The organism is Mycobacterium kubicae (assembly GCF_015689175.1).
In the GTDB taxonomy this organism is placed as follows: domain Bacteria; phylum Actinomycetota; class Actinomycetes; order Mycobacteriales; family Mycobacteriaceae; genus Mycobacterium; species Mycobacterium kubicae.
In genome coordinates, this window is sequence record NZ_CP065047.1 from 5,578,034 (window position 1) to 5,599,730 (window position 21,697).

Annotated in this window: 21 protein-coding genes and 1 pseudogene; 8 read left to right on the plus strand and 14 right to left on the minus strand. The window is 66.3% G+C overall.

What is annotated here, in order from left to right:
- Positions 1 to 249: 249 nt before the first annotated feature.
- Positions 250 to 1,107 carry an HAD-IB family hydrolase gene (locus tag I2456_RS26095; RefSeq protein WP_068034507.1) on the plus strand — a complete coding sequence of 286 codons (858 nt, stop codon included), beginning with the start codon at positions 250 to 252 and terminating at the stop codon, positions 1,105 to 1,107.
- Between the two features lie 468 nt (positions 1,108 to 1,575).
- Here I2456_RS26095 and I2456_RS26100 read toward each other — a convergent pair whose 3' ends face one another.
- Genes I2456_RS26100 through I2456_RS26120 form a run of 5 tightly spaced genes read right to left on the minus strand, consistent with a single transcriptional unit; the run spans position 1,576 to position 7,401 of the window.
- Entirely contained in the window at positions 1,576 to 2,334 is a 759-nt protein-coding gene (locus I2456_RS26100; RefSeq protein WP_116645712.1) for a Fic family protein, read from the minus strand.
- An 11-nt stretch (positions 2,335 to 2,345) separates the two neighbouring features.
- Positions 2,346 to 4,007, minus strand: a complete 1,662-nt coding sequence (locus I2456_RS26105; RefSeq protein WP_085074669.1) for a dipeptide ABC transporter ATP-binding protein — start codon at positions 4,005 to 4,007, stop codon at positions 2,346 to 2,348.
- Complete coding sequence (locus I2456_RS26110) at positions 3,995 to 4,858, minus strand: ABC transporter permease (RefSeq protein WP_085074670.1); 864 nt, start codon at positions 4,856 to 4,858, stop codon at positions 3,995 to 3,997. Before I2456_RS26110 ends, I2456_RS26105 begins: the two co-directional genes overlap by 13 nt.
- Complete coding sequence (locus I2456_RS26115; RefSeq protein ID WP_085074671.1) at positions 4,851 to 5,777, minus strand: ABC transporter permease; 927 nt, start codon at positions 5,775 to 5,777, stop codon at positions 4,851 to 4,853. Before I2456_RS26115 ends, I2456_RS26110 begins: the two co-directional genes overlap by 8 nt.
- A gap of 1 nt (position 5,778) precedes the next feature.
- A complete protein-coding gene (locus I2456_RS26120) occupies positions 5,779 to 7,401 on the minus strand; it encodes a peptide ABC transporter substrate-binding protein (protein WP_068034499.1) in 1,623 nt (540 codons plus the stop codon).
- 68 nt (positions 7,402 to 7,469) lie between these two features.
- On the opposite strand from I2456_RS26120, the gene acs reads away from it, so the two are divergent.
- Entirely contained in the window at positions 7,470 to 9,422 is a 1,953-nt protein-coding gene (acs, locus tag I2456_RS26125; protein WP_085074672.1) for an acetate--CoA ligase, read from the plus strand.
- A 4-nt stretch (positions 9,423 to 9,426) separates the two neighbouring features.
- Here the strand turns inward: acs and I2456_RS26130 are convergent, their stop codons facing one another.
- On the minus strand, positions 9,427 to 10,125 hold the full coding sequence (locus I2456_RS26130; protein WP_068034495.1) for a S1 family peptidase: 699 nt from the start codon (positions 10,123 to 10,125) through the stop codon (positions 9,427 to 9,429).
- Between the two features lie 222 nt (positions 10,126 to 10,347).
- Between I2456_RS26130 and I2456_RS26135 the strand changes: the two genes are divergently transcribed.
- Both I2456_RS26135 and I2456_RS26140 read left to right on the plus strand, forming a co-directional pair.
- Complete coding sequence (locus tag I2456_RS26135; RefSeq protein WP_068159973.1) at positions 10,348 to 10,875, plus strand: phage holin family protein; 528 nt, start codon at positions 10,348 to 10,350, stop codon at positions 10,873 to 10,875.
- Positions 10,876 to 11,844 carry an alpha/beta fold hydrolase gene (locus I2456_RS26140; protein WP_085074673.1) on the plus strand — a complete coding sequence of 323 codons (969 nt, stop codon included), beginning with the start codon at positions 10,876 to 10,878 and terminating at the stop codon, positions 11,842 to 11,844.
- Here the strand turns inward: I2456_RS26140 and marP are convergent.
- From marP to nth, 4 genes and pseudogenes are all read right to left on the minus strand, one after another.
- Positions 11,837 to 13,029 (minus strand): annotated as a pseudogene (gene marP, locus I2456_RS26145) (acid resistance serine protease MarP). The gene I2456_RS26140 and the pseudogene marP sit on opposite strands and share 8 nt — an antisense overlap.
- A gap of 5 nt (positions 13,030 to 13,034) precedes the next feature.
- Positions 13,035 to 13,829 carry an NUDIX hydrolase gene (locus I2456_RS26150; RefSeq protein WP_116645713.1) on the minus strand — a complete coding sequence of 265 codons (795 nt, stop codon included), beginning with the start codon at positions 13,827 to 13,829 and terminating at the stop codon, positions 13,035 to 13,037.
- A 9-nt stretch (positions 13,830 to 13,838) separates the two neighbouring features.
- Complete coding sequence (locus I2456_RS26155; protein WP_085074674.1) at positions 13,839 to 14,477, minus strand: TlpA family protein disulfide reductase; 639 nt, start codon at positions 14,475 to 14,477, stop codon at positions 13,839 to 13,841.
- Between the two features lie 28 nt (positions 14,478 to 14,505).
- Positions 14,506 to 15,186, minus strand: a complete 681-nt coding sequence (gene nth / locus I2456_RS26160; RefSeq protein ID WP_116645715.1) for an endonuclease III — start codon at positions 15,184 to 15,186, stop codon at positions 14,506 to 14,508.
- Positions 15,187 to 15,359: 173 nt separating this feature from the next.
- Between nth and I2456_RS29055 the strand changes: the two genes are divergently transcribed.
- A complete protein-coding gene (locus tag I2456_RS29055; protein WP_085074675.1) occupies positions 15,360 to 15,755 on the plus strand; it encodes a hypothetical protein in 396 nt (131 codons plus the stop codon).
- Positions 15,756 to 15,853: 98 nt separating this feature from the next.
- Positions 15,854 to 16,528 carry a cAMP-activated global transcriptional regulator CRP gene (gene crp, locus I2456_RS26170; protein ID WP_036362963.1) on the plus strand — a complete coding sequence of 225 codons (675 nt, stop codon included), beginning with the start codon at positions 15,854 to 15,856 and terminating at the stop codon, positions 16,526 to 16,528.
- Between the two features lie 238 nt (positions 16,529 to 16,766).
- On the opposite strand, the gene I2456_RS26175 is transcribed toward crp, so the two are convergent.
- From I2456_RS26175 to I2456_RS26185, 3 genes are read right to left on the minus strand one after another with little or no spacing between them, the layout of a single operon-like run.
- The gene (locus I2456_RS26175; RefSeq protein ID WP_085074676.1) at positions 16,767 to 17,543 is read right to left on the minus strand and encodes an MBL fold metallo-hydrolase; all 777 of its coding nucleotides are present in this window, start codon (positions 17,541 to 17,543) and stop codon (positions 16,767 to 16,769) included.
- Positions 17,540 to 18,019: a RidA family protein gene (locus tag I2456_RS26180; protein WP_085074677.1), complete on the minus strand. Its 480-nt coding sequence runs from the start codon at positions 18,017 to 18,019 to the stop codon at positions 17,540 to 17,542. Before I2456_RS26180 ends, I2456_RS26175 begins: the two co-directional genes overlap by 4 nt.
- Positions 18,020 to 18,029: 10 nt before the next feature.
- Positions 18,030 to 18,191 (minus strand): Sp36 family protein, encoded by a 162-nt coding sequence (locus tag I2456_RS26185; RefSeq protein ID WP_003419736.1) that lies wholly within the window; start codon positions 18,189 to 18,191, stop codon positions 18,030 to 18,032.
- A gap of 79 nt (positions 18,192 to 18,270) precedes the next feature.
- Between I2456_RS26185 and bagA the strand changes: the two genes are divergently transcribed.
- Both bagA and bagB read left to right on the plus strand, forming a co-directional pair.
- Entirely contained in the window at positions 18,271 to 19,290 is a 1,020-nt protein-coding gene (gene bagA, locus I2456_RS26190; protein ID WP_068034479.1) for an ATPase BagA, read from the plus strand.
- Positions 19,287 to 20,447 carry an ATPase BagB gene (bagB, locus tag I2456_RS26195; protein ID WP_085074678.1) on the plus strand — a complete coding sequence of 387 codons (1,161 nt, stop codon included), beginning with the start codon at positions 19,287 to 19,289 and terminating at the stop codon, positions 20,445 to 20,447. The genes bagA and bagB overlap by 4 nt, the downstream gene beginning before the upstream one ends.
- 694 nt (positions 20,448 to 21,141) lie before the next feature.
- Here the strand turns inward: bagB and I2456_RS26200 are convergent.
- On the minus strand, positions 21,142 to 21,492 hold the full coding sequence (locus I2456_RS26200) for a WhiB family transcriptional regulator (protein WP_068034474.1): 351 nt from the start codon (positions 21,490 to 21,492) through the stop codon (positions 21,142 to 21,144).
- Positions 21,493 to 21,697 lie beyond the last annotated feature (205 nt).

Consider the following 21,697-nt stretch of genomic DNA (forward strand, 5'->3'; position numbering starts at 1 on the left):
GCCAGGGGGGGAGGAGGCGAGGGTCGTCGTGTATCAGCCCCGGGGGGTCGGGCTGATGCACTCTCGGCGCGAGGCCGAGTAATGCTTACTATACACATGACAGACGGCATTCACGCAAGTACTGCTTTTGATGAAAGTGGGGCTTGAACCGGGTAAATGCCGATACCAACGGGACAACACCCGCCATCGAGCGGTCGTTTCGGCACGGAGTTACCGGCTCTACCGGACCGGTCGACCTATGCTGAATGAGTGACCGTCCCTGAATCGGCCGCGCAACAGCAAAGCTCGCCGCAAACACCTGGAACAACTGCTCCGCAACCGCGTACCGCAGCCTTCTTCGACCTGGACAAGACCATCATCGCCAAGTCCAGCACATTGGCCTTCAGCAAACCGTTCTTCGCCCAGGGACTGCTCAATCGACGGGCGGTGCTCAAGTCGAGCTACGCGCAGTTCATCTTTCTGCTCTCCGGCGCCGACCATGACCAGATGGACCGGATGCGGACCCACTTGGCCAACATGTGCACCGGCTGGGATGTGGAGCAGGTCAAGTCGATCGTCAACGAAACGCTGCACGACATCGTGACGCCGCTGGTGTTCGCTGAGGCCGCGGATCTCATTGCCGGCCACAAGCTGTGCGGACGTGACGTCGTGGTGGTGTCCGCCTCTGGTGAGGAGATCGTGGGTCCCATCGCGCGCGCCCTCGGCGCTACCCACGCGATGGCGACGCGGATGGTCGTCGAGGACGGCAAGTACACCGGCGAGGTCGGGTTCTACTGCTACGGCGAAGGCAAGGTGCAAGCGATCCGTGAGTTGGCGGCCCGAGAGGGCTACCCGCTGGAACACTGCTACGCCTACTCCGACTCCATCACCGACCTGCCGATGCTCGAGGCCGTCGGCCATCCCTCGGTGGTGAACCCCGATCGCGGGTTGCGCCGAGAAGCCTTGGAACGCGGTTGGCCGGTCTTGTCGTTCTCGCGGCCGGTGTCGCTGCGCGACCGGATCCCCGCCCCGTCGGGCGCCGCGATCGCGACGACGGCCGCGGTGGGCGTCAGCGCGTTGGCCGCGGGCGCGGTCACCTACGCACTGCTGCGCCGCTTCGCGTTCTAGGCTGACGCCCCAGCTTTCTCATTCGCCACGGCAGCAAACGCTTAGAGCGGTCATTCCCAACGTGTTTCGCAATTCGGACCCGATTGGGCCTTGCTGTGCCTGAGGTCTAGTAGTACAAAGGAAATCACGGAAGCCCGGCGAGGCCAAGGTCGATCCGGAAGAGAAGGATCGTTCTCCCAACCCGGGCGCCCAGCACGGATCCTCGGCACCCACGCGGAGTCATAGCCGCGAAAATGGCAGAAGTGTTGCGGGCCTGCGTAATTGCGAAGATCGGATGACATCGACGGCCCTTTGGGTGGGGTTGCAGTCGGAAGCTTCGTAAACGCGCCGAGGCCACCCACGCAACCCAGAAGTGCACGCTTGGTAACCGGGGACTGTGCTGACGGGGGCGGCGACTCGAATTTGTCGGGTCGCCGTCCTTTTCAATTTCTGCCCACTCGTTTTTTTCGGGACCGCCTAGCTACCGTTTCAGCCACCCGACATCGAATCGGCGATCGACAACGCCTCCTGCGCACCGGCCCGCAGCGCCCGGCAACACAGCACCAGCCAGCGCGCCAAGCCGGCAGGGGTGCCTTCGGTGAAACCTTGAGCAGCGTCGCGGTAATCGGCCGGTTTACGCATCCAACTGACTTCCGGAACACCGAGTCCGTGCGGATCGAGCCCGGTCGTGATCGTCACCAAGCGGGACACCGCACGGGCCACCACCCCGTCGGCGCTGCCAAAGGGCTTGAGCGTCAACAGCTCTCCGTGAGCAACTGCGGCCACCACCGGTGCCGACGCCTGCGTGGGACTGGTCACCAGGTCGGTGAGCAGCGCCAGCCGCGGCCCTACTTCGGGGTCTTTGCGGGGCCGGCCCAATCGGGCCTCGTCGACCTGATCGGCGGCCGCCAACATATGCAGCCTGGCCAAGGCCTGCAACGGCGCATGCTGCCACACCCGGATCAACGTGCCGGTTCCGCCTTCGAGTTCTTGAGCCACCCGCAACGCTCCGCCGAACACCGGATCGCTGACCTCACCGGCATCGGCAAGGTCATCCAGCCGCACCGGCCCACCATCGAGCACCGACGAGGCCCGCGCCGCACGCAACGACGCCTCGGCGGCGGTCACCGGCCAGCCACGCAGGTTCGCCCGGTGCCGATGGGCCCTGCTCAACGCCTCGCGGGCGCGGTCGCTGGCTTCAGCGACGCCGGGCAGCTCCATCAACGGGGCCAACGGATCACGCTTCACAGCTTGCCAACCTAGCCCGATGCCGCCGGCGCACGAGGAATGGCCTCCAGCAATTGTCGGGTGTACTCGTGGCGGGGCCGGCTGAACACGTCCTCAGTCGGTGCATGTTCCACCACCCGACCCGCACGCATCACCAGAACGTCGTCGGCGATCTGCCGGATCACCGCCAGGTCGTGACTGATGAACAGGTAGGTCAAGCCCAGATCGGCCTGTAACTCGGCCAGCAATTCCAGGATCTGAGCCTGCACCAAGACGTCAAGCGCCGACACCGCCTCATCACACACCAGCACCTCCGGGCGCAGCGCCAACGCCCGCGCGATGGCGACCCGCTGCCGCTGTCCACCCGACAGCTCGCGGGGCAGCCGACCCAGCACCGACGAGGGCAACGCCACCTGATCGATCAACTCGCGCACCGCTCGCTGCCGCTGGGCCCGGTTCCCGACCTGGTGAATGCGCAACGGCTCCTCGACGGCGCGATACACCGAGTACATGGGATCGAGGCTGCTGTAGGGGTTTTGGAACACCGGCTGCATCCGGCGACGCAAGGCCAAAGCCGTGCCACGGTCCAGCTTGCCGCTGACCTGAGCACCGTCGAAGCTCACCGAGCCCGACGACGGCTGCAGCAGTCCCAGCACCATGCGCGCCAGCGTGGACTTGCCCGACCCCGACTCCCCCACGATTGCCAGCGTGCTGGCCCGCCGCACCTGGAACGACACCGCGTCGACCGCGCGAAACTCCACCCGACGCCACGGCGCACCGCGCGTCTCCCGGTAGATCTTGGTCAGTTCGGTCACCACCAGAAGGTCATCCCGTTCACCGGCGGCAGGCGCCACCTCCGCGCGCCGCCGAGCGTTCCTCGTGTTGCGTGCCGCCACCGACGGGGCCGCAGCCACCAGACGCCGGGTGTACTCGTGTTGTGGGTCGGTCAGGATTTGTTGCGCAGCACCGGATTCGACGATCGATCCGCGGTGCATCACCACCACCGATTCGGCCCGCTCGGCGGCCAGCGCCAAGTCGTGGGTGATCAGCAGCAGGGCGGTGCCCAGCTCGTCGGTCAGGTGCTGCAGATGATCGAGGACCTGCCGCTGCACCGTCACGTCGAGGGCGGACGTCGGCTCGTCGGCGATCAGCAACCGCGGCCTGCCGGCCAGCCCGATGGCGATCAGCGCCCGCTGACACATGCCGCCGGAAAGCTGGTGCGGGTAACGGGCGGCCTGAGTAGCCGGGTCAAGCATGCCGGCTTCGGCGAGCAACTCCACCGCCTGTCGCCGCGCCTCCCGGCTCCCCGCGTTGGCACGCAACGCTTCTCGGACCTGAAAGCCGACCTTCCATACGGGATTGAGGTTGCTCATCGGGTCTTGCGGTACATAACCGATCTCGCGGCCCCTGATCGACCGCAACACCCGCCGGTCCGCTGCGGTGATGTCGCGACCGTCGTAGACGACGCGCCCGTCGGTGATGCGTCCGCCGGGTGAGAGCAATCCCAGCACAGCGGCGGCGGTGGTGGATTTCCCCGACCCGGACTCCCCCACCAGGGCGACCGTTTCGCCTTGTCCGACCGTCAGATTCACTCCGCGGACCGCCGGTTCGTCGGTGCCGAACCGAACCTCCAGCCCCTGCACCGACAGCAGCGGCGCATCCGGTTGGCCGGGTGGGGAACTCATGCTCGCCATGCCCGTGACGCCGGATCCAGAGCATCGCGCAGGGCGTCGCCCATCATCATGAACGCCAGCACGGTGACGGCCAGGGCGCCGGCCGGATAGAACAAGATCGGTGAACCCGCCCGCAGCCGGGTCTGCGCCATGTTGATGTCACCGCCCCACGACACCACCGTCGTCGGCAACCCGACGCCGAGGTAGGACAGCGTCGCCTCGGTGACGATGAAAATGCCCAACGCTATGGTGGCCGTGGCGATCACCGGCCCCAGCGCGTTGGGCACGGCGTGACGCACCAAGGTCTGAAACCGGCTCAGCCCCAACGCTTTGGCCGCCAAGACGTAATCACTGCCCCGCACCTCGAGCACCGCCCCTCGGGCGATTCGGGCCAGTTGCGGCCAGCCGAACAGCGCCAGGATGGCGATGACGGTCCACACCGTGCGGTGGTGCAGCACTTGCATCAACACGATCGCGCCCAGCAGCAAAGGCAGTCCGAAAAACACGTCGGTAAGCCGCGAGACCACCGCGTCGGCCCACCCGCCATAGAAGCCGGCCAGTGCGCCCAGCACCCCACCGACGACGACCGCAGCCAGCGTCGCGCCCAGTCCGACGGTTACCGAGGCTCGGGCACCGTAAACGGTGCGGGCGTAGATGTCATGGCCCTGTAGGTCAGTGCCGAACCAATGCGCCGCCGAGGGGGAGGACAAGCTCTGACTGGTATCGGCATAATTGGGATCCATTCCGGTGAACAACGCCGGAAACGCCGCGACCAACACTATGAACCCGATCATGACGGCGGCGAGGACGAACTGCGGACGTCGACGCAACCGTCGCCAAATATCAAGCCACACACCGGTCTGGTCAGCCATAGCGGATCCGCGGGTCCAGCACGGCATACAGCAGATCGACCAAGAGATTGGTGATCAGGTAGATCAGAACCAACACCGTCACGATCGACACCACAGTGGGAGCCTCCTGGCGGGTGACCGCTTGGTACAGCACGCCGCCGACGCCGTGGATGTTGAAAATCCCCTCTGTCACAATGGCTCCGCCCATCAGCGCGCCCAGATCGGCGCCCAGGAACGTGACCACCGGAATCAGCGAGTTGCGCAAGATGTGCACCGCGACCACCCGCGACCGCGACAAACCTTTGGCGGTGGCGGTGCGGACGTAGTCCGCATGTGCGTTGGCCGAAACCGCCGAGCGCGTCAGACGAACCACATAGGCGAAGGACACCGCTCCCAGGACGATGCCCGGAAGCAGCAACCGTCCGAACGTCGCGCGCTCGCCCACGGTGACCGGCGCGATGCCCAGGCGCACGCCGAACAGGAACTGCGCGAGGAAGCCGAGCACAAAGATCGGGATGGCGATGATGATCAGCCCGGTGACCAACACCGTCGCGTCGAAGATGCCGCCTTGGCGCAGGCCCGCGATCACCCCGAAGAGGATGCCGAACACCGCCTCCACGACCAACGCGATGAGCGCCAATCGGAGGGTGACCGGAAAGGCGTGGGCCAGAACGCTTCGCACCGGCAGTCCGGAATACGCTCGGCCCAGATCACCGTGCACCAGACCGCCGAGATAACGCAGATACTGCACCAGGAACGGGTCGTCGAGGTGGTAGCGCGCACGTAACTGGGCCGCCACCGCCGGAGTCAGCGGCCGGTCACCGGCCAACGCCGCCAACGGGTCACCGGGGAGCAGGAACACCATGCCGTAGATGAGCAACGTGGCGCCCAGAAAGACCGGCACCATCACGGCGATCCGGCGAGCGATGTACCAACCCATGTCAGGCCTTGACGATGTGTTCGTAGTCGGGCAGCCCGTTCCAGGTGACCGTCACACTGCTGACTTCGGTCGACCATCCGACCACGCTGATGTAGTACCACAACGGCACACTGGGCATGTCGTGGAACAGGATTCGCTGGGCTTCGTTGGCGAGCACGCTCGCGGCGGGCAGGCTGGGTGCGGCTTCGGCTCTGGCCAACGCGGCGTCGAACTCGCGGCTGGAATAGCCGACATCGTTGGAGCCCGCGCCGGTGGCGAACAACGGCGCCAGGAATTCCATCTTCGAGGGATAATCGCCCTGCCACCCGGCGCGGAAAGCGCTGTCGATGGTGCGATTGGTGATCTGGGTGCGCAGTGCGGCGAAGGTGGGCTGTGGCGCGCCGGCGGCGTCGATACCCAGAACGTTCTTGATGCTGTTGGCCACCGCGTCCACCCAGTCCTGGTGCCCGCTGTCGGCGTTGTACGCGATCGGGTAACGGCCCGTCCACGGCGAGATCGCGTTGGCCTGCGCCCAAAGTTGCCTTGCTCGTTCGGGATTGAAATCCAGTGCGTCGTTGCCCGGTATGTTCGGGTCGAACCCGGGCAGCGACTCGGCGGTGAAGTCGCGCGCCGGGGCACGGGTGTCGGCGAAGATCTGCTTGCAGATCTGTGGGCGGTTGATAGCGGCCGACAGCGCCAGTCGTCGCAACCGGCCCTCTTCACCGCCGAAGTGCGGCAGGCGCAACGGGGTGTCCACGAACTGATTGACGGCGGCGGGCCCACCGGCGGCGTTGCCACCGAGGTCGCGCCGGTAGATCGTCAAGGCACTCGACGGAATCGTGTCCAGCACATCGAGATTGCCCGATAGCAAGTCGGAGTAGGCGGTGTCCAGGTTGGCGTAGAACTCGAAGCGCAGACCTTTGTTGCGGGGCGTCCGGTTGCCGTGATAGCCGGGGTTGGGCACCAGGTCCATCTTGACGTTGTGCTCCCAGGCGGGCCCGTCGCCGCCGCTGGCCAGCTGGTAGGGGCCGTTGCCGACCGGATTGCGGCCGAACCCGGCCATGTCCCGAAAGGCCGCGTCGGGCAACGGGTAGAACGAGCTGTGCCCGAGTCGCAACGTGAAGTCGATCGTCGGCGCCTTGAGCCGCACGGTGAATTCGAGGTCGTTGACCACCCGCAGCCCCGACATGGTTGTGCGGGTAGTACCGGTGGCCGGGCCGGCGACTTCGTCGAAGCCATCGATGGGGCTGAAGAAGCTCTGCTGCAGTTGGCCGTTGGCGCTCAACGCCCCGTAATTCCACGCGTCGACGAACGAATGGGACGTCACGGGTGAACCGTCGGTGAACTTCCAACCCGGCTTGAGGACGATCCGGTAGTTCACGTTGTCGGTCGTCTCGATCGATTGGGCGACCTCCGGCGACGGTCTGCCGTTGGCGTCGTAGGACATCAGTCCGGCGAAGAGCCGATCGAGAATGCGGCCGCCGTTGCTGTCGTTGGTGCTGGTAGGGATCAACGGGTTGGGCGGTTCGCCGCCGTTGACCAGCACCACGTCGGGAGTCAGTGCGCCGCCGCCACAGGCGGCCACCGGCGCGACCGCCAGCACAGCCGCAGCCACGGCGGCCATCGCGGTCCGCATCCGACGCATGACTCGACCCTAAGGGACCCCCGGGCCTGGGCCGTGACGGCCGCATCAACACGCTTTAGGCTCACAGGGTGACTGACGCCACGTCCGAAGTTCCGTCGTCCTACCCGCCCCCGGAGCGGTTCGCCGAACAGGCAAATGCCCGCGCAGAGCTGTACCAGGAGGCCGAAGAAGACCGCTTGGCGTTCTGGGCCAAGCAAGCCAACCGCCTGTCGTGGGACACGCCGTTCGACGAGGTGCTGGACTGGTCGAATCCGCCTTTCGCCAAGTGGTTCGTGGGCGGCAAGCTCAACGTCGCCTACAACTGCGTGGATCGCCACGTCGAGGCAGGGCACGGGGATCGGGTGGCCATCTACTGGGAAGGGGAGCCCGCCGACGACCGCCGCACCCTGACCTATGCCGACCTCCTCACGCAGGTGAGTAAAGCGGCCAACGCGATGACCGACCTCGGCTTGGTCGCCGGTGACCGCGTCGCCATCTATCTGCCGCTGATTCCCGAGGCCGTCATCGCGATGCTGGCCTGCGCGCGGCTGGGGTTGATGCACAGCGTGGTCTTCGGCGGTTTCACCGCGAAGGCGCTGAAAGCGCGTATCGCCGATGCCCAAGCCAAGCTGCTCATCACCGCCGACGGACAATTCCGGCGCGGCAAACCCGCCCCGCTCAAGGCCGCCGCCGACGAGGCCGTCGACGACCCGGACAGCCCGATCGAGCATGTTCTGGTGGTGCGCCGCACCGGAATTGACGTGTCATGGCATGACGACCGGGACCTGTGGTGGCATGAGGTCATCGATTCGGCTGCGGCCGAACACACCGCCGAAGCGTTCGATTCCGAGCATCCGCTCTTCCTGCTGTACACCTCCGGCACCACCGGCAAGCCCAAAGGCATCGTGCACACCAGCGGCGGCTATCTGACCCAAACCGCGTACACGGTGCACACCATCTTCGACGTCAAACCGGACAGCGACGTGTTCTGGTGCACCGCCGACATCGGCTGGGTCACCGGACACACCTATGGGGTCTACGGTCCGCTCGCCAACGGCATCACCGAAGTGCTCTACGAGGGCACACCCAATACTCCAGACGAACACCGCCACTTCCAGATCATCGAAAGATACGGCGTGACAATCTATTACGCCGCGCCCACGTTGATCCGCACGTTCATGAAGTGGGGTCGCGAAATCCCCGACGCGCACGATCTGTCCAGCCTCCGACTCCTGGGTTCGGTCGGTGAACCGATCAACCACGAGGCCTGGCGTTGGTACCGCGAAGTCATTGGCGCAGACAAGGTCCCGGTGGTCGACACCTGGTGGCAAACCGAAACCGGCTCGGCGATGATCTCACCGCTGCCCGGCGTCGCCGCCGCCAAACCGGGATCGGCCATGAGCCCCCTGCCGGGCATCTCAGCGAAAATCGTTGACGATCACGGCGATCCGCTGGAGGCCGGCCCCGACGAAGGTGAGCACGTCAGCGGTTACCTCGTCCTGGACCAGCCCTGGCCCTCGATGCTGCGCGGCATCTGGGGTGACCCGGACCGCTACCGGGAGACGTATTGGTCGAAGTTCGCCGACAAGGGCTACTACTTCGCCGGCGACGGCGCGCGTTTCGACTCCGACGGCGCCATCTGGGTGTTGGGCCGCATCGACGACGTGATGAACATATCCGGGCATCGGATCTCGACCGCGGAGGTCGAGTCGGCGCTCGTCGGGCATTCCGGGGTGGCCGAAGCCGCGGTGGTCGGTGTGACCGACGAGACCACCGGTCAGGCGATCAGCGCGTTCGTGGTGTTACGGGCCGACACCGAACCCTATGACGGCATCGTCGACGAATTACGCGCCCAAGTCGCCAAGGAGATCTCCCCGATCGCCCGGCCCCGCGAAATCCACGTGGTGCCCGAACTCCCCAAGACCCGCAGCGGCAAGATCATGCGCCGGCTGTTGCGCGACATCGGCGAGAACCGGGAGCTGGGCGACACGTCAACGTTGTTGGATCCCAACGTTTTCGACGCCATCCGCGCCGCGAAGTAACGCCCTAACCGGGGATCGGTACGAAGTCGGAGCCGGGCCGGTTCTTGGCGTTGATGTCGGCCAGGTCGGCGTTGATGGACATCACCACCGCCGGTGTGTGCAGCGGAATGTATTTCGTGACGCAGCTCGGCAAGCTGTCGCTGAAGGCGCCGTGAATCATCCCGACCAGCAGGTTGTCGACGGTGACGGGCGCCCCGGAGTCACCGGGCCCGCCGCAGACCTGCATCACGATGGTCCCCGGATCCTGCCCCGGGCCCCAGGTGACACCGCACGAATTGCCGGTGGTGCGGCCCTGCTTGCAGGCGACTTGCCCGACCGTTGGGTCCGGGCCGATCCCGTTGATCGCGAACCCGTTGACGTTGTTGACCGGTGTCACCTTGGCCGGGTCGAACCTGATCACCGCGTAGTCCAGGTTGTCGTTGCCGGCGACCATGATGCCCACCTGTCCCCGGTTCTCCGCGCCCTCGGCGGCGACGGGCGCGCCGGGGCCACCGCAGTGCGCGGAGGTGAAGCCGATCAGATCACCGTTTCTGTCGTGCCCTATGGCGGTCAGCGTGCACAGCGTGCCGGTGTTCACCACAATGCCCGCACCCCCGCCCAACGGCACCTTGTCGTCCGCGACCGCGGTAGCGGCGGGCATGAATAGCGGACTCAGGAGCACCGCCCCGATCGCCGCGGCAAAGCCGCGATGCGCCGTCTGCACAGCGATACTCCCGTCAGGTTGTGGGAATCAGAAAACCAGAGGGCAGTCTAGATGATTCCTACCCGAGCACAGCGGCGTGCGAAATGACCGCGATCGTCAATTTGCCGCATCCGTTCGAGGGGACCCCGCCCTGTTCGGCTGGCCGCGTACCGCACCAGAGGTCATGGCAACATAAACCGCGACGACTGCGCACCGCGGGCAGTCACACCGAGAGGACCGTCTGTGAGCAAACCTGATCGCAAGAACGGTGTGCCCAGCACGCTGACCACCATTCCGTTGGCCGATCCGCATGCCAGGGCCGGGGAGCCGTCGATCGGTGACCTCATCAAAGACGCGACAACCCAGGTATCGACCCTGGTACGGGCCGAAGTGGAACTGGCCCGCGCCGAGATCACCCGCGACGTCAAGAAGGGATTGACCGGCAGCGTCTACTTCATCGCCGCGCTGGTCGTGCTGTTCTACTCCACCTTCTTTTTCTTCTTCTTCCTCGCCGAACTGCTCGACAACTGGATCTGGCGCTGGGCGGCGTTCCTCATCGTCTTCGGGATCATGGTCGTGGTCACCGCGGTGCTGGCGCTGTTGGGTTTCTTGAAGGTCCGACGCATCCGGGGTCCGCGCCAAACCATCGCCTCGGTCAAAGAGACGCGCGACGCGCTCACTCCGGGCCATGAGAAGAACGTGGCCGCAGCCGCCAAGGCCAAGGCCCTCACGGCCGACGACAAGACGCCGGCCGACCCCTCGGGCTGGTAAATGCCGGCACCCGATCCGTCGATCACCCGCATCGACGGGCCATGGCGACATCTCGACGTGCACGCCAACGGCATCCGCTTCCACGTCGTCGAAGCATTGCCGGCGGGACGGGCTGCGCCCACCGAACCGGTGACGGCGCGCCCGCTGGTCATGCTGCTGCACGGTTTCGGTTCGTTCTGGTGGTCATGGCGGCATCAACTGCGTGGGCTGACCGGCGCTCGAGTGGTTGCCGTCGACTTGCGCGGTTACGGGGGCAGCGACAAGCCTCCCCGCGGCTACGACGGCTGGACACTGGCCGGTGATACGGCCGGGCTCATCAGGGCACTGGGTCATTCGTCGGCCACGCTGATCGGTCACGCCGACGGTGGATTGGCATGCTGGACCACCGCGCTGCTGCATTCGCGACTGGTCCGGGCCATTGCCCTGATCAGTTCACCGCACCCGGCCGCGCTGCGGCGCACCACACTGATGCGCCGCGATCAGGGTCGCGCACTACTGCCCACGTTGTTGCGCTACCAGGTGCCGATCTGGCCGGAGCGGCTACTCACCCGGAACGACGGGGCGGAGATCGAGCGGCTGATGCGCAGCCGCGCCTGCGCGAAATGGCCTGCTTCCGAGGACTTCTCACAGTCCATCGGATACCTGCGACAAGCGATCATGATTCCCGCGGCCGCGCACAGCGCGCTGGAGTATCAACGCTGGGCGGTACGCAGTCAGCTGCGCGCCGAGGGCCGTCGCTTCATGAAATCGATGACGCAGCAACTGAGTATGCCGCTGCTGCACCTGCGCGGCGACGCCGATCCGTACGTGCTGGCCGCGCCGGTCGAGCGCACCCAACGTTACGCCCCGCACGGACGCTACCTATCCATCGCCGGCGCAGGGCATTTCAGCCATGAAGAGGTGCCCGACGAAATCAACCGCCACCTGACACGATTCCTCGACCAGGTGCACGGCCGCCGGATCAGCTGACGCAGGCCCCGGTACCCACCGGTTGGGTGGCGCCGACCCGGGCCAGCTGACCGGACACCTCTTCGGCCGTCAGCACAAACCCCGTGTCGGGATCATCGACCGCGGCGCCGAACACCACACCGAGCACTCGGCCGTTGAGGTCGATCAGCGGACCACCCGAATTGCCTTGCTCCACATCGGCTCTGATGGTGTACACGTCGCGGGTCACCGGCTGCGGGTCTCGGTAGATGTCCGGGCCGCTGAGCCGGATGGCCTCACGGATCCTCGCCGGAGTGGCCGTGAAGTTGCCGCCGCCGGGATAACCCAGCACCACCACATCGGTGCCGGTTTTCGCCGGACCGTCGTTGAAGACCAGCGGCGCCGGCGGCAGGTTGGGGACGGCCAGAATCGCGATATCGACCGAGGGGTCGTAGGAGACCACCGTCGCGTCATACGGCTTGTTGGTCGCATACACCGACACGCTGTTGGACCCGGCGACCACGTGCGCGTTGGTCATCACCCGGTCGGGCGAGATCACGAATCCGGTGCCTTCCAACACTTTCTGGCAGCTGGGCGCCAGGCTGCGAACCTTGACGACGCTGGGTGCGGTGGCCGCCACCACCGGGTTGTTGGCCAGCGCCGGGTCCGGTGAGGCGACCGGGATGACCGGGGTGCGGCTGAACGGTTCGAGCACCGCGGGCAGACCCGAAGTGTTCAGCAACGCCGAGAGCCGCTTCGGTACGTTTTTCAGCCAGCTGGGCGCGACGTCGTTGACCTGGGCCAGGACCCGGGAACCGCGAACCGCGGCGGCCAGTTCGGGCTGGTCTTTGGACTGGGTCAGCGGCGTCGCCAACAGCCAGGCTGCGGTCAGCACCACCAGCAGTTGCACGCCCACACCGATGACGGAGTCGGTGAGCCGGACGGGCCGGTTGCGGATGGCGCCGCGCACCGCCCGGCCTAGCACCACTCCGGCCACCTCGCCGACCACGACCAGCGCCAAGATGAGGAAAAGCGCGGCGAACAACTTAGCGCGCGGAGCCGCGATGTGGCTGACGATGTGCGGCGCCAACAGCACCCCCGCGATCGCCCCCAGCAACACACCGGCGAAGGACAACAGGGAGCCGAGGGCGCCCGAGCGCCAGCCGGAGATCGCCGCGATGAACGCCACCGCCAGCACGGCGATGTCCAGCCCTGCGACGGAGTCATTGAGTTCATCGCGGCTCACCCTGGTCGCCGACCAGCCGCATCGCCTCGTCCAGTTCGCGGATGTCGGTGGTGTCCCAGGGCTGGGCCCAACCCGCGACGTCGAGCACAGCAGAAATCACCTGGCCAGTGAAGCCCCACACCAGCATTTGGTTCAGCAGAAACGCCGGACCGGCCAGCCGGCGGGTCAGCGCATCGCGATACACCATCAGGCGATTGGCCGGGTTGATGAAAGCGCGTACCGGAACCCGGGCGACGATCGCCGTCTCCGCCTGGTTGACCACGGTCACCGGGCCGGGATCCGGCGAGTAAGCCAGCACCGGTACGACGTGAAACCCGGACGGCGGGATGAACGTGCGGTCCATGGTGGCCAGCGGATAGAGCCGGTCGACGTCGATCCCGGTCTCTTCACGCGCCTCCCGCAGGGCCGTGGCCACCGGTCCCCGGTCACCCGGATCGGCAGCGCCGCCGGGGAAGGCGGCCTGCCCGGCATGGTGGCGCAGGCTCGACGCGCGCACGGTCAATAGGAGGTCAGCGTCATCGGGCGGACCACCGTCGGCCGGTCCGGCGTCCGGGCCGGAGAACAGCACCAGCACGGCGGCCTCCCGACCGGCGCCGCGGCGCGCCGCCGCAGAAGACGTCACCTTGGCCGCCGTCACCATCGCCAGCATCTCGGCCGACAGGCGACGACGGTAGGAGTTCGGGATCTCGTCGATGTTGTCGACCAGCGGCCGCAGCCACGGCGGAGCGAGTTCAGGAGTCAAGGCCACCGCAGCACTCATCGGCGCCTCCTCGGGTCCCATTGCCCACGCTTACCCCGTGTCGTTTCCGACCGCAGCCGCAATCTCGTCGGCGCTGCCAAAGGGCCGCGGCAGGGTCTGCGCAACGCTACCGTCCGGCCGCAGCACCACCGTCGCGGGCATGACGTTTGCAACCCGCAGCGCCGCCGCCACCTTACGGCGACCATCTTGCAGGGTGGGCAGCCGAACACCGAGATCGGCCAGTCGCAGCAACCCGGCCGTCTCGTTCTCGTCCTGATGCACCGTCACCACCAATACGTCGTTTCCCACCCGTCGTTGATATTCAGCCATTGCGGGCAGTTCGGCCACACAAGGCGCGCACCAATAGGCCCACAAATTGAGCACCACGCGGTGTCCGGCTAGTGCCCGCGCCACGTCCACGGGCGCGCCGTCGGCCGCGCACTCCACCACGACATCGCGCAACGCCGTCGAACCGGGACCGTCACCCGGCCCGGGACAGGGCGCCAAGGCTGCCCGCTGCCGCGGGCCGGCCAGCGCCGCGGGTGTGTCGGCATCGCGGTGTTCCCGCGCCGCCGGTGGTTGGGGGGTCGAGGTGGGTGCGTTGTCGTCGCGCAACTGGGCTACCAGGGCCACGATCAGCGCGGCGACCACCACCAGGACCGCAATGGTCCAGCGGGTTCTGCTGGTCAACGCGTCATCCCGGCGTCCGGCGGCTGGCTCACAACCCGGCCAGAGCCAGCAAGTGCTCGGTTTCCGGGCCCTGCACCAGCGGGGCCGCCAACAAGGGTTCGGTAGGCCCCAGCCCGTAAGACGGGCAATCCTTGGCCAGCACGCACACCCCGCAGGCGGGTTTGCGGGCGTGGCAGACGCGCCGGCCGTGGAAGATCACCCGGTGACTCAACAAGGTCCATTCCTTGCGCTCGATCAGTGCGCCCACCGCATGCTCCACCTTGACCGGGTCCTCCTCGGCGGTCCAGCGCCAGCGCCGAACCAGCCGGCCAAAGTGGGTGTCGACGGTGATGCCGGGAATATCGAAGGCGTTGCCGAGGATGACGTTTGCCGTCTTGCGGCCCACGCCCGGCAGCGTGACCAGCTCTTCCATGGTGGCCGGCACCTCACCGTCGAACCGCTCGACCAGCGCCTGCCCGAGACCGATCAACGACGTTGCCTTGTTGCGGTAGAAGCCGGTAGGGCGAATGAGGGCTTCCAGTTCGGTGCGGTCGGCCTGCGCGTAGTCCACCGCCGTCCGGTACTTGGCGAACAGCGCGGGCGTCGTCAGGTTCACCCGTTTGTCGGTGCTCTGTGCCGACAGGATGGTGGCCACCGCCAGCTCGAGCGGCGTGGTGAAGTCCAGTTCGCAGTAGACGTGCGGAAAGGCCTGTGCCAGCGTGCGATTCATGCGGCGGGCGCGCCGCACCAGACCCGTTCGGGTCTCGGTTGTCCAGCGCTTGGCGACTTCGGAGCCGGGCGCGGGTGGCTTGGACTTGGAACGCCCGGATGACTTGGCCGCTGTCACCTACGACAGAGTACTGATTTCGTGATCTTCCCGAGACCCGGTGTTGATGCAAGGCCATGTTTACTCTCTCTGTGTCATGGTTGCTGGTGGCCTGCATCCCGGGGCTGCTGATGGTTGCTGCACTCGGCCTCGGGCGGCTGGAGAAGGTGCTTGCCCATGGCACGGTGAGCGCGACCGACGTCGCCGACTTCCTCGACCAGGCCGAGCCTGTCGATGTGCGCACGCTGGCCCGGGAGGGAATGCCGGAGGCGCTGGAATACCTACATCGACGTCAGGCCCAGCAACTCGCCGCGGTTCCGGCGCCCCGAGCGCTCACCGGCCGCCACCACGCCGAGGCCTTCTTTGCCACCGATGGTGCCGTTCGGGCCGAGGTGGGGCGGCCGTCGCGCCTGCACGGTCGGCACCGGCCCAATACGCCGGTTACGGCTTCTCGACATGTCAATCGTGTGTAGCGTTGGCAGGTCGCACCTATTGGCCTACCTTTAGACTCGTGTCAGTCGTAATTAATTGGCCTGCCCGTATCACTTCGTTGGAAGGCTGAAGAGGCATCGTGGATGAGATCCTGGCAAGGGCAGGAATCTTCCAAGGGGTTGAGCCCAGCGCAGTCGCCGCACTGACCAAACAACTGCAGCCGGTCGACTTCCCCCGAGGACACACGGTTTTTGCCGAGGGCGAGCCGGGCGATCGGCTCTACATCATCGTCGCCGGAAAGGTGAAGATCGGTCGTCGGTCACCGGACGGCCGGGAGAACCTGCTGACCATCATGGGGCCGTCGGACATGTTCGGCGAGTTGTCGATCTTCGACCCTGGGCCGCGGACGTCCAGCGCGACGACGATCACCGAGGTGCGCGCGGTGTCGATGGACCGTGATGCGCTGCGGGCCTGGATCGCCGACCGTCCCGAGATTGCCGAGCAACTGTTGCGGGTGCTTGCGCGACGGCTGCGCCGCACCAACAACAACCTGGCGGACCTGATCTTTACCGACGTGCCGGGCCGGGTGGCCAAGCAGTTGCTGCAGCTCGCCCAGCGGTTCGGCACTCAGGAGGGCGGCGCCATGCGAGTCACCCACGACCTGACGCAGGAAGAGATCGCCCAGCTGGTCGGCGCTTCGCGGGAGACGGTGAACAAGGCGCTGGCCGACTTCGCCCACCGGGGGTGGATCCGGCTGGAGGGCAAGAGCGTGCTGATCTCCGACTCCGAGCGTCTGGCGCGCCGAGCGAGGTAAGCCCGCGCGCAGCGCGGGCGCAGCCCGTCGGCCTTCTCCGTCGAGTGTGCACGTAGGGCGTCGAGTGTGCGTCCAGGGCGGGAATCTCGCGGTTTACCCGCCGTAGCTTCACACTCGACGCCCTAGCTGCACACTCGACGCCCCAGCCGCCCACACTTCACACCCGATCGCCCTACGTGCACACTCGACGCCTCCGCCGCACGCTCGACGCCCCAGCCGCACACTCGACGCCCGAACTTCACTCCCGACGCAGATAGTTCAGCTGCGCCTGAACCGACCACTCGGCCGCATCCCACAGCTTCTCGTCGACGTCGACATACACGTGTTCGACCACCTGTCGCGCCGTGGCGTCATCCCCCAGCGACCGCAGCGCCGAGCGCACCTGATTCAACCGCTCCCGCCGGTGCACCAGGTATTCGGCTGTGACGGCGTCCAAGTCGGGCAGCTCGGGGCCGTGCCCGGGCAGCACCGTCCGGCGACCCAGCCCGCGCAGCCGGTGCAGCGAATCCAAGTAGTCGGCCAGGTTGCCGTCATCCTTGTCGAGCACCGCGGTGCCCCGGCCCAGCACACTGTCGGCTGTCAGCACCGCGTCGTCGAGAACAAACGACACCGAGTCGGCGGTATGGCCGGGCGTGGTCAGCACCGTGACCGTTACGCCGGCGGCGTCGATGATCTCCCGATCACTCAGCGCCACCCCGTCACCCCGCAGGAACTGCGGATCCGCCGCGCGCACCGGCGCCCCGGTCAGCTCGACCAACTTGTCGATGCCAGCGGTGTGATCGACATGCCGGTGACTGATCAACACCAAGGCGATGCGGCCCAGCGCGGCAAGCCGCTCGATGTGCTCGTCCTCGGGCCCGGGGTCGACAACCAGCACCTCGTCACTTCGCGACCCCCGCAGCACCCAGGTATTGGTGCCCTCCAACGTCAACAGGCCCGGGTTGTCGGCCAGCAGCACCGACGCGGTGTCGGTGACCGGCCGCAACTGCCCGTATGCCGGATGGGTCAGGGTCATCGCAACGTCAGGCCAACCTCCACGATCAGCTCGACTTCGACCGGGGCATTCAACGGCAACTCCGCCACACCGACGGCCGATCGCGCGTGCGCCCCTTTGTCGGCGAACACCTCGGCGAGCAGGTCGGAAGCCCCGTTGACGACGCTGGGCTGACCGTGGAAACCCGATGCCGACGCGACGAACCCGACCACCTTGACCACCTGGGTCACCGTGTCGAGCCCGACCAGGGAGTCGATGGCCGCCAGCGCGTTGAGCGCACACAGCCGGGCCAACCGTTTGCCTTCTTCGGGGCTGATGTCCGCGCCGACCTTGCCGGTGGCCACCAACTTCCCGGCCTCGAAGGGCAGTTGACCGGCGGTGTAGACGAGATTGCCGGTGCGGACGGCGGGAACGTAGGCGGCCAGTGGCGCCACGGTCTGCGGAAGCGCGACACCGAGTTGGCCCAATCGCGCCGTCCAGGAGGAGCCAGCGTTCATCGCCCGTGCGCTATTTCGGGCGCTTGAGGTAGGCGACGTGCTGCTCGCCGGTGGGCCCGGGCAGCACCGCTACCAGCTCCCAGCCATCGGCGCCCCACTGATCGAGGATCTGTTTGGTGGCGTGCGTGAGCAGCGGAACCGTCGCGTACTCCCATGCGGTGGGTTGGGTCATCTCGCGAGCTTATCCGCCGGCGGTGACCAGCACCGGCCAGGCCGGTGGCGGGGCTAGGCGGTCGGGCTAGCATGCGAAGGTGGCAAACACTTCTACCGGCGGTAGTTCCGTCGGCTGGCCGTCGCGTTTGTCGAAGGCCCGCCTGCACTTTGTGACCGGCAAAGGCGGTACCGGCAAGTCGACCATCGCCGCAGCCTTGGCCCTGACGCTGGCAGCCGGCGGTCGCAAAGTCCTGCTGGTGGAAGTCGAAGGGCGACAAGGGATTGCGCAACTTTTCGACGTGCCCCCGCTGCCCTACCAGGAACTGAAGATCGCGACCGCCGAGCGCGGCGGCCAGGTCAACGCCCTGGCCATCGACATCGAGGCCGCCTTTCTGGAATACCTCGACATGTTCTACAACCTGGGCATCGCCGGCCGTGCCATGCGCCGCATCGGCGCCATCGAGTTCGCGACCACGATCGCGCCCGGCCTACGTGACGTGCTGCTGACCGGCAAGATCAAAGAAACGGTCATCCGCCTGGACAAGAACCGGTTACCGGTATACGACGCGATCGTCGTCGACGCGCCTCCGACCGGTCGGATCGCGCGCTTTCTCGACGTCACCAAGGCCGTGTCGGATCTGGCCCGCGGCGGGCCGGTGCATTCGCAGGCCGAGGGCGTGGTGCAGCTGTTGCACAGTGAGCAGACCGCCATCCATCTGGTGACGCTGCTCGAGGCGCTGCCGGTGCAGGAAACTCTGGAGGCCATCGAAGAGCTGGCGGAGATGGAACTGCCCATCGGCAGCGTCATCGTCAACCGCAACATTCCGGCGTATCTGGACACCGACGACCTGGCCAAGGCGGCCGAGGGTGACGTGGACGCGGACGCGGTGCGCGCGGGGCTGGCCACCGCCGGTATCGAACTCTCCGAGGACGACTTCGCCGGCCTGCTGACCGAAACCATCGAGCACGCCACGCGGATCGCCGCCCGATCGGAAACCGCCCAGCAGCTGGATTCCCTGCAGGTGCCGCGCCTGGAACTGCCGGCGATCTCCGACGGCGTGGACTTGGGCAGCCTGTATGAGTTGTCGGAATCGCTTGCGCAGCAGGGAGTTCGATGAGTACCACACCCAAGACCCTTGATATGGCGGCCATTCTGGCCGACACCAGCAACCGGGTCGTCGTGTGCTGCGGCGCGGGCGGCGTCGGAAAGACCACGACCGCGGCCGCAATCGCCTTGCGCGCCGCCGAATACGGCCGCACGGTGGTCGTGTTGACCATCGACCCCGCGAAACGGTTGGCGCAAGCGTTGGGCGTCAACGATCTTGGAAACACCCCGCAGCGGGTGCCGCTAGCCCCGGAGGTGACCGGCGAGCTGCACGCGATGATGCTCGACATGCGCCGCACGTTCGACGAGATGGTGGTCCAATACTCCGGACCCGAACGGGCCCAGTCGATTCTGGATAACCAGTTCTATCAGACCGTCGCCACCTCGCTGGCCGGGACGCAAGAGTACATGGCCATGGAAAAGTTGGGGCAGCTGCTCAGCGAGGACCGGTGGGACCTGGTGGTGGTCGACACTCCTCCCTCCCGCAATGCACTCGATTTCCTCGACGCCCCCCAACGCCTGGGCAGCTTCATGGACAGCCGGCTGTGGCGGCTGCTGCTTGCTCCGGGCCGCGGCATCGGGCGACTGGTCACCGGCGCCATGGGCTTGGCCATGAAGGCATTGTCGACCGTGCTCGGTTCGCAGATGCTGGGTGACGCGGCGGCGTTCGTGCAGTCCCTGGACGCCACCTTCGGCGGCTTCCGCGAGAAGGCCGACCGCACCTACGCCCTCCTGAAGCGGCGCGGCACCCAATTCGTGGTGGTGTCGGCCGCCGAACCCGACGCACTGCGGGAAGCATCCTTTTTCGTCGACCGGCTATCGCAAGAAGGGATGCCGCTCGCGGGGCTGGTGTTGAACCGGACGCACCCGACGTTGTGCGCCCTGCCGGTCGAGCGTGCCATCGACGCGGCCGAAAAGCTCGACGCCGAGTCCAGCGACTCAGCCACACTGGCCGCGGCCGTACTGCATATCCACGCCGACCGCGGACAGACCGCCAAACGGGAGGTGCGGCTGCTGTCCCGGTTCACCGGCGCTAACCCCGACGTCCCGATCGTCGGCGTGCCGTCGCTGCCGTTCGACGTGTCCGACCTGGATGCGCTGCGCGCCCTGGCCGACCAGATCACGCCGGCCCGCACCGGTGACGACGTGAGCCGCTCAACCGCCCGCTGATCAACCGGTCAAACCGGTTCCGCAGCCCTCGAAAAGTCTTATTGACGCCGACCGGCGCCGCCTGTAGCGCTTTGACCTGGACAAATACCGGCTAAGAGCCGCGCCGCGGGGTTGCCCTCACCTCCTTATTTGACGCCGATTCAACGACGGGCCGAACCTGACAGCTGTCTATTTCGCCGAATAATGCCTGTGACCTGCGAAAACAGCGTTGTTAAAGTGACAAGCCCACCTAACGTGTAATACTTTCGTAATGAGGAAGCCCGTCAAGACGGGCACTCGACAGCCGTCGGTTAAACCGCCTCAAATCCCGCCGAAATTGCTAACTAAAGCGTCAGATACAAACCGCTCATCATGCGAATTTCGCGCGAACGTGCTTTTTGATTGCAAATCCACGGCGCTGCCGTATGGGATAGCCGATCCCGGAAGGCTCTGGCCCCGACCGCCCCAGAGGTGCCCGCGGCCGGCAACCCCGTTATCGCGTCTACCTGCGACGATGAACGAGGCGCCGGACGCAGACCGGCGCTTATTTGACGCCGATTCAATGGCCGTCATCAACCGCTGGCGCCGAAAATAGGCAAAAAACGCCCGTGACCTGCAGAGATACCGACGGATCGATACTGCGGCCAGCTAAGCTGTAACAGAAAAGTAATGAGGAAGGCCGCTGGGTCCGCCCCCTCGGCCTACCGCAGAACGACTAGCTGACGCCGCGGCGCTTGCGCTTGTCGAAGTAGTCCGACCAGGAGACGACCTCAGGGTGCTGCTTGAGCAGTGCCCTGCGCTGGCGTTCGGTCATGCCACCCCACACACCGAACTCCACCTTGTTGTCCAGCGCATCTGCACCGCACTCCTGCATCACCGGGCAGTGCCGGCAGATGACAGCGGCCTTGCGCTGAGCTGCGCCCCGGACGAAAAGCTCGTCGGGATCGGTCGTTCGGCACAAAGCCTTCGAGACCCAGGCAATACGGTCTTCCGCCTCCACAGGGCGAAGGACATTTTGTGCGGCCGTAAGATTTGTCCGCCGGGCCGCCGGACGCTGACCTGACACGAGCTGATCCCTTCCTTCCGGCCGCTGTTCGCGACCGCCCTCCTCGGGTACAGCCGATGGTGCGTAGTTAGCCACACTGTGCTCATCGGTGTTACCTGAATCTCACTGCGTATCTAAGTTAGGTGGTCAGGTGCCAATTGCGCAACAGTCCTATAACGGTTTTTTTGGGACGGCCGTGCAGTCTTATCCCGACCGGCCGGGGGAA

Bases quoted from the DNA above. Each gene is read 5' to 3' on its own strand.
- I2456_RS26105 (WP_085074669.1), bottom strand. From the start codon at position 4,007: ATGGCGAGCATGAGTTCCCCACCCGGCCAACCGGATGCGCCGCTGCTG.
- I2456_RS26110 (WP_085074670.1), bottom strand. From the start codon at position 4,858: ATGGCTGACCAGACCGGTGTGTGGCTTGATATTTGGCGACGGTTGCGT.
- I2456_RS26115 (WP_085074671.1), bottom strand. From the start codon at position 5,777: ATGGGTTGGTACATCGCTCGCCGGATCGCCGTGATGGTGCCGGTCTTT.
- I2456_RS26120 (WP_068034499.1), bottom strand. From the start codon at position 7,401: ATGCGTCGGATGCGGACCGCGATGGCCGCCGTGGCTGCGGCTGTGCTG.
- I2456_RS26140 (WP_085074673.1), top strand. From the start codon at position 10,876: ATGCCGGCACCCGATCCGTCGATCACCCGCATCGACGGGCCATGGCGA.
- I2456_RS26150 (WP_116645713.1), bottom strand. From the start codon at position 13,829: ATGGGACCCGAGGAGGCGCCGATGAGTGCTGCGGTGGCCTTGACTCCT.
- nth (WP_116645715.1), bottom strand. From the start codon at position 15,186: ATGAATCGCACGCTGGCACAGGCCTTTCCGCACGTCTACTGCGAACTG.
- I2456_RS29055 (WP_085074675.1), top strand. From the start codon at position 15,360: ATGTTTACTCTCTCTGTGTCATGGTTGCTGGTGGCCTGCATCCCGGGG.
- I2456_RS26175 (WP_085074676.1), bottom strand. From the start codon at position 17,543: ATGACCCTGACCCATCCGGCATACGGGCAGTTGCGGCCGGTCACCGAC.
- I2456_RS26180 (WP_085074677.1), bottom strand. From the start codon at position 18,019: ATGAACGCTGGCTCCTCCTGGACGGCGCGATTGGGCCAACTCGGTGTC.
- I2456_RS26185 (WP_003419736.1), bottom strand. From the start codon at position 18,191: ATGACCCAACCCACCGCATGGGAGTACGCGACGGTTCCGCTGCTCACG.
- bagB (WP_085074678.1), top strand. From the start codon at position 19,287: ATGAGTACCACACCCAAGACCCTTGATATGGCGGCCATTCTGGCCGAC.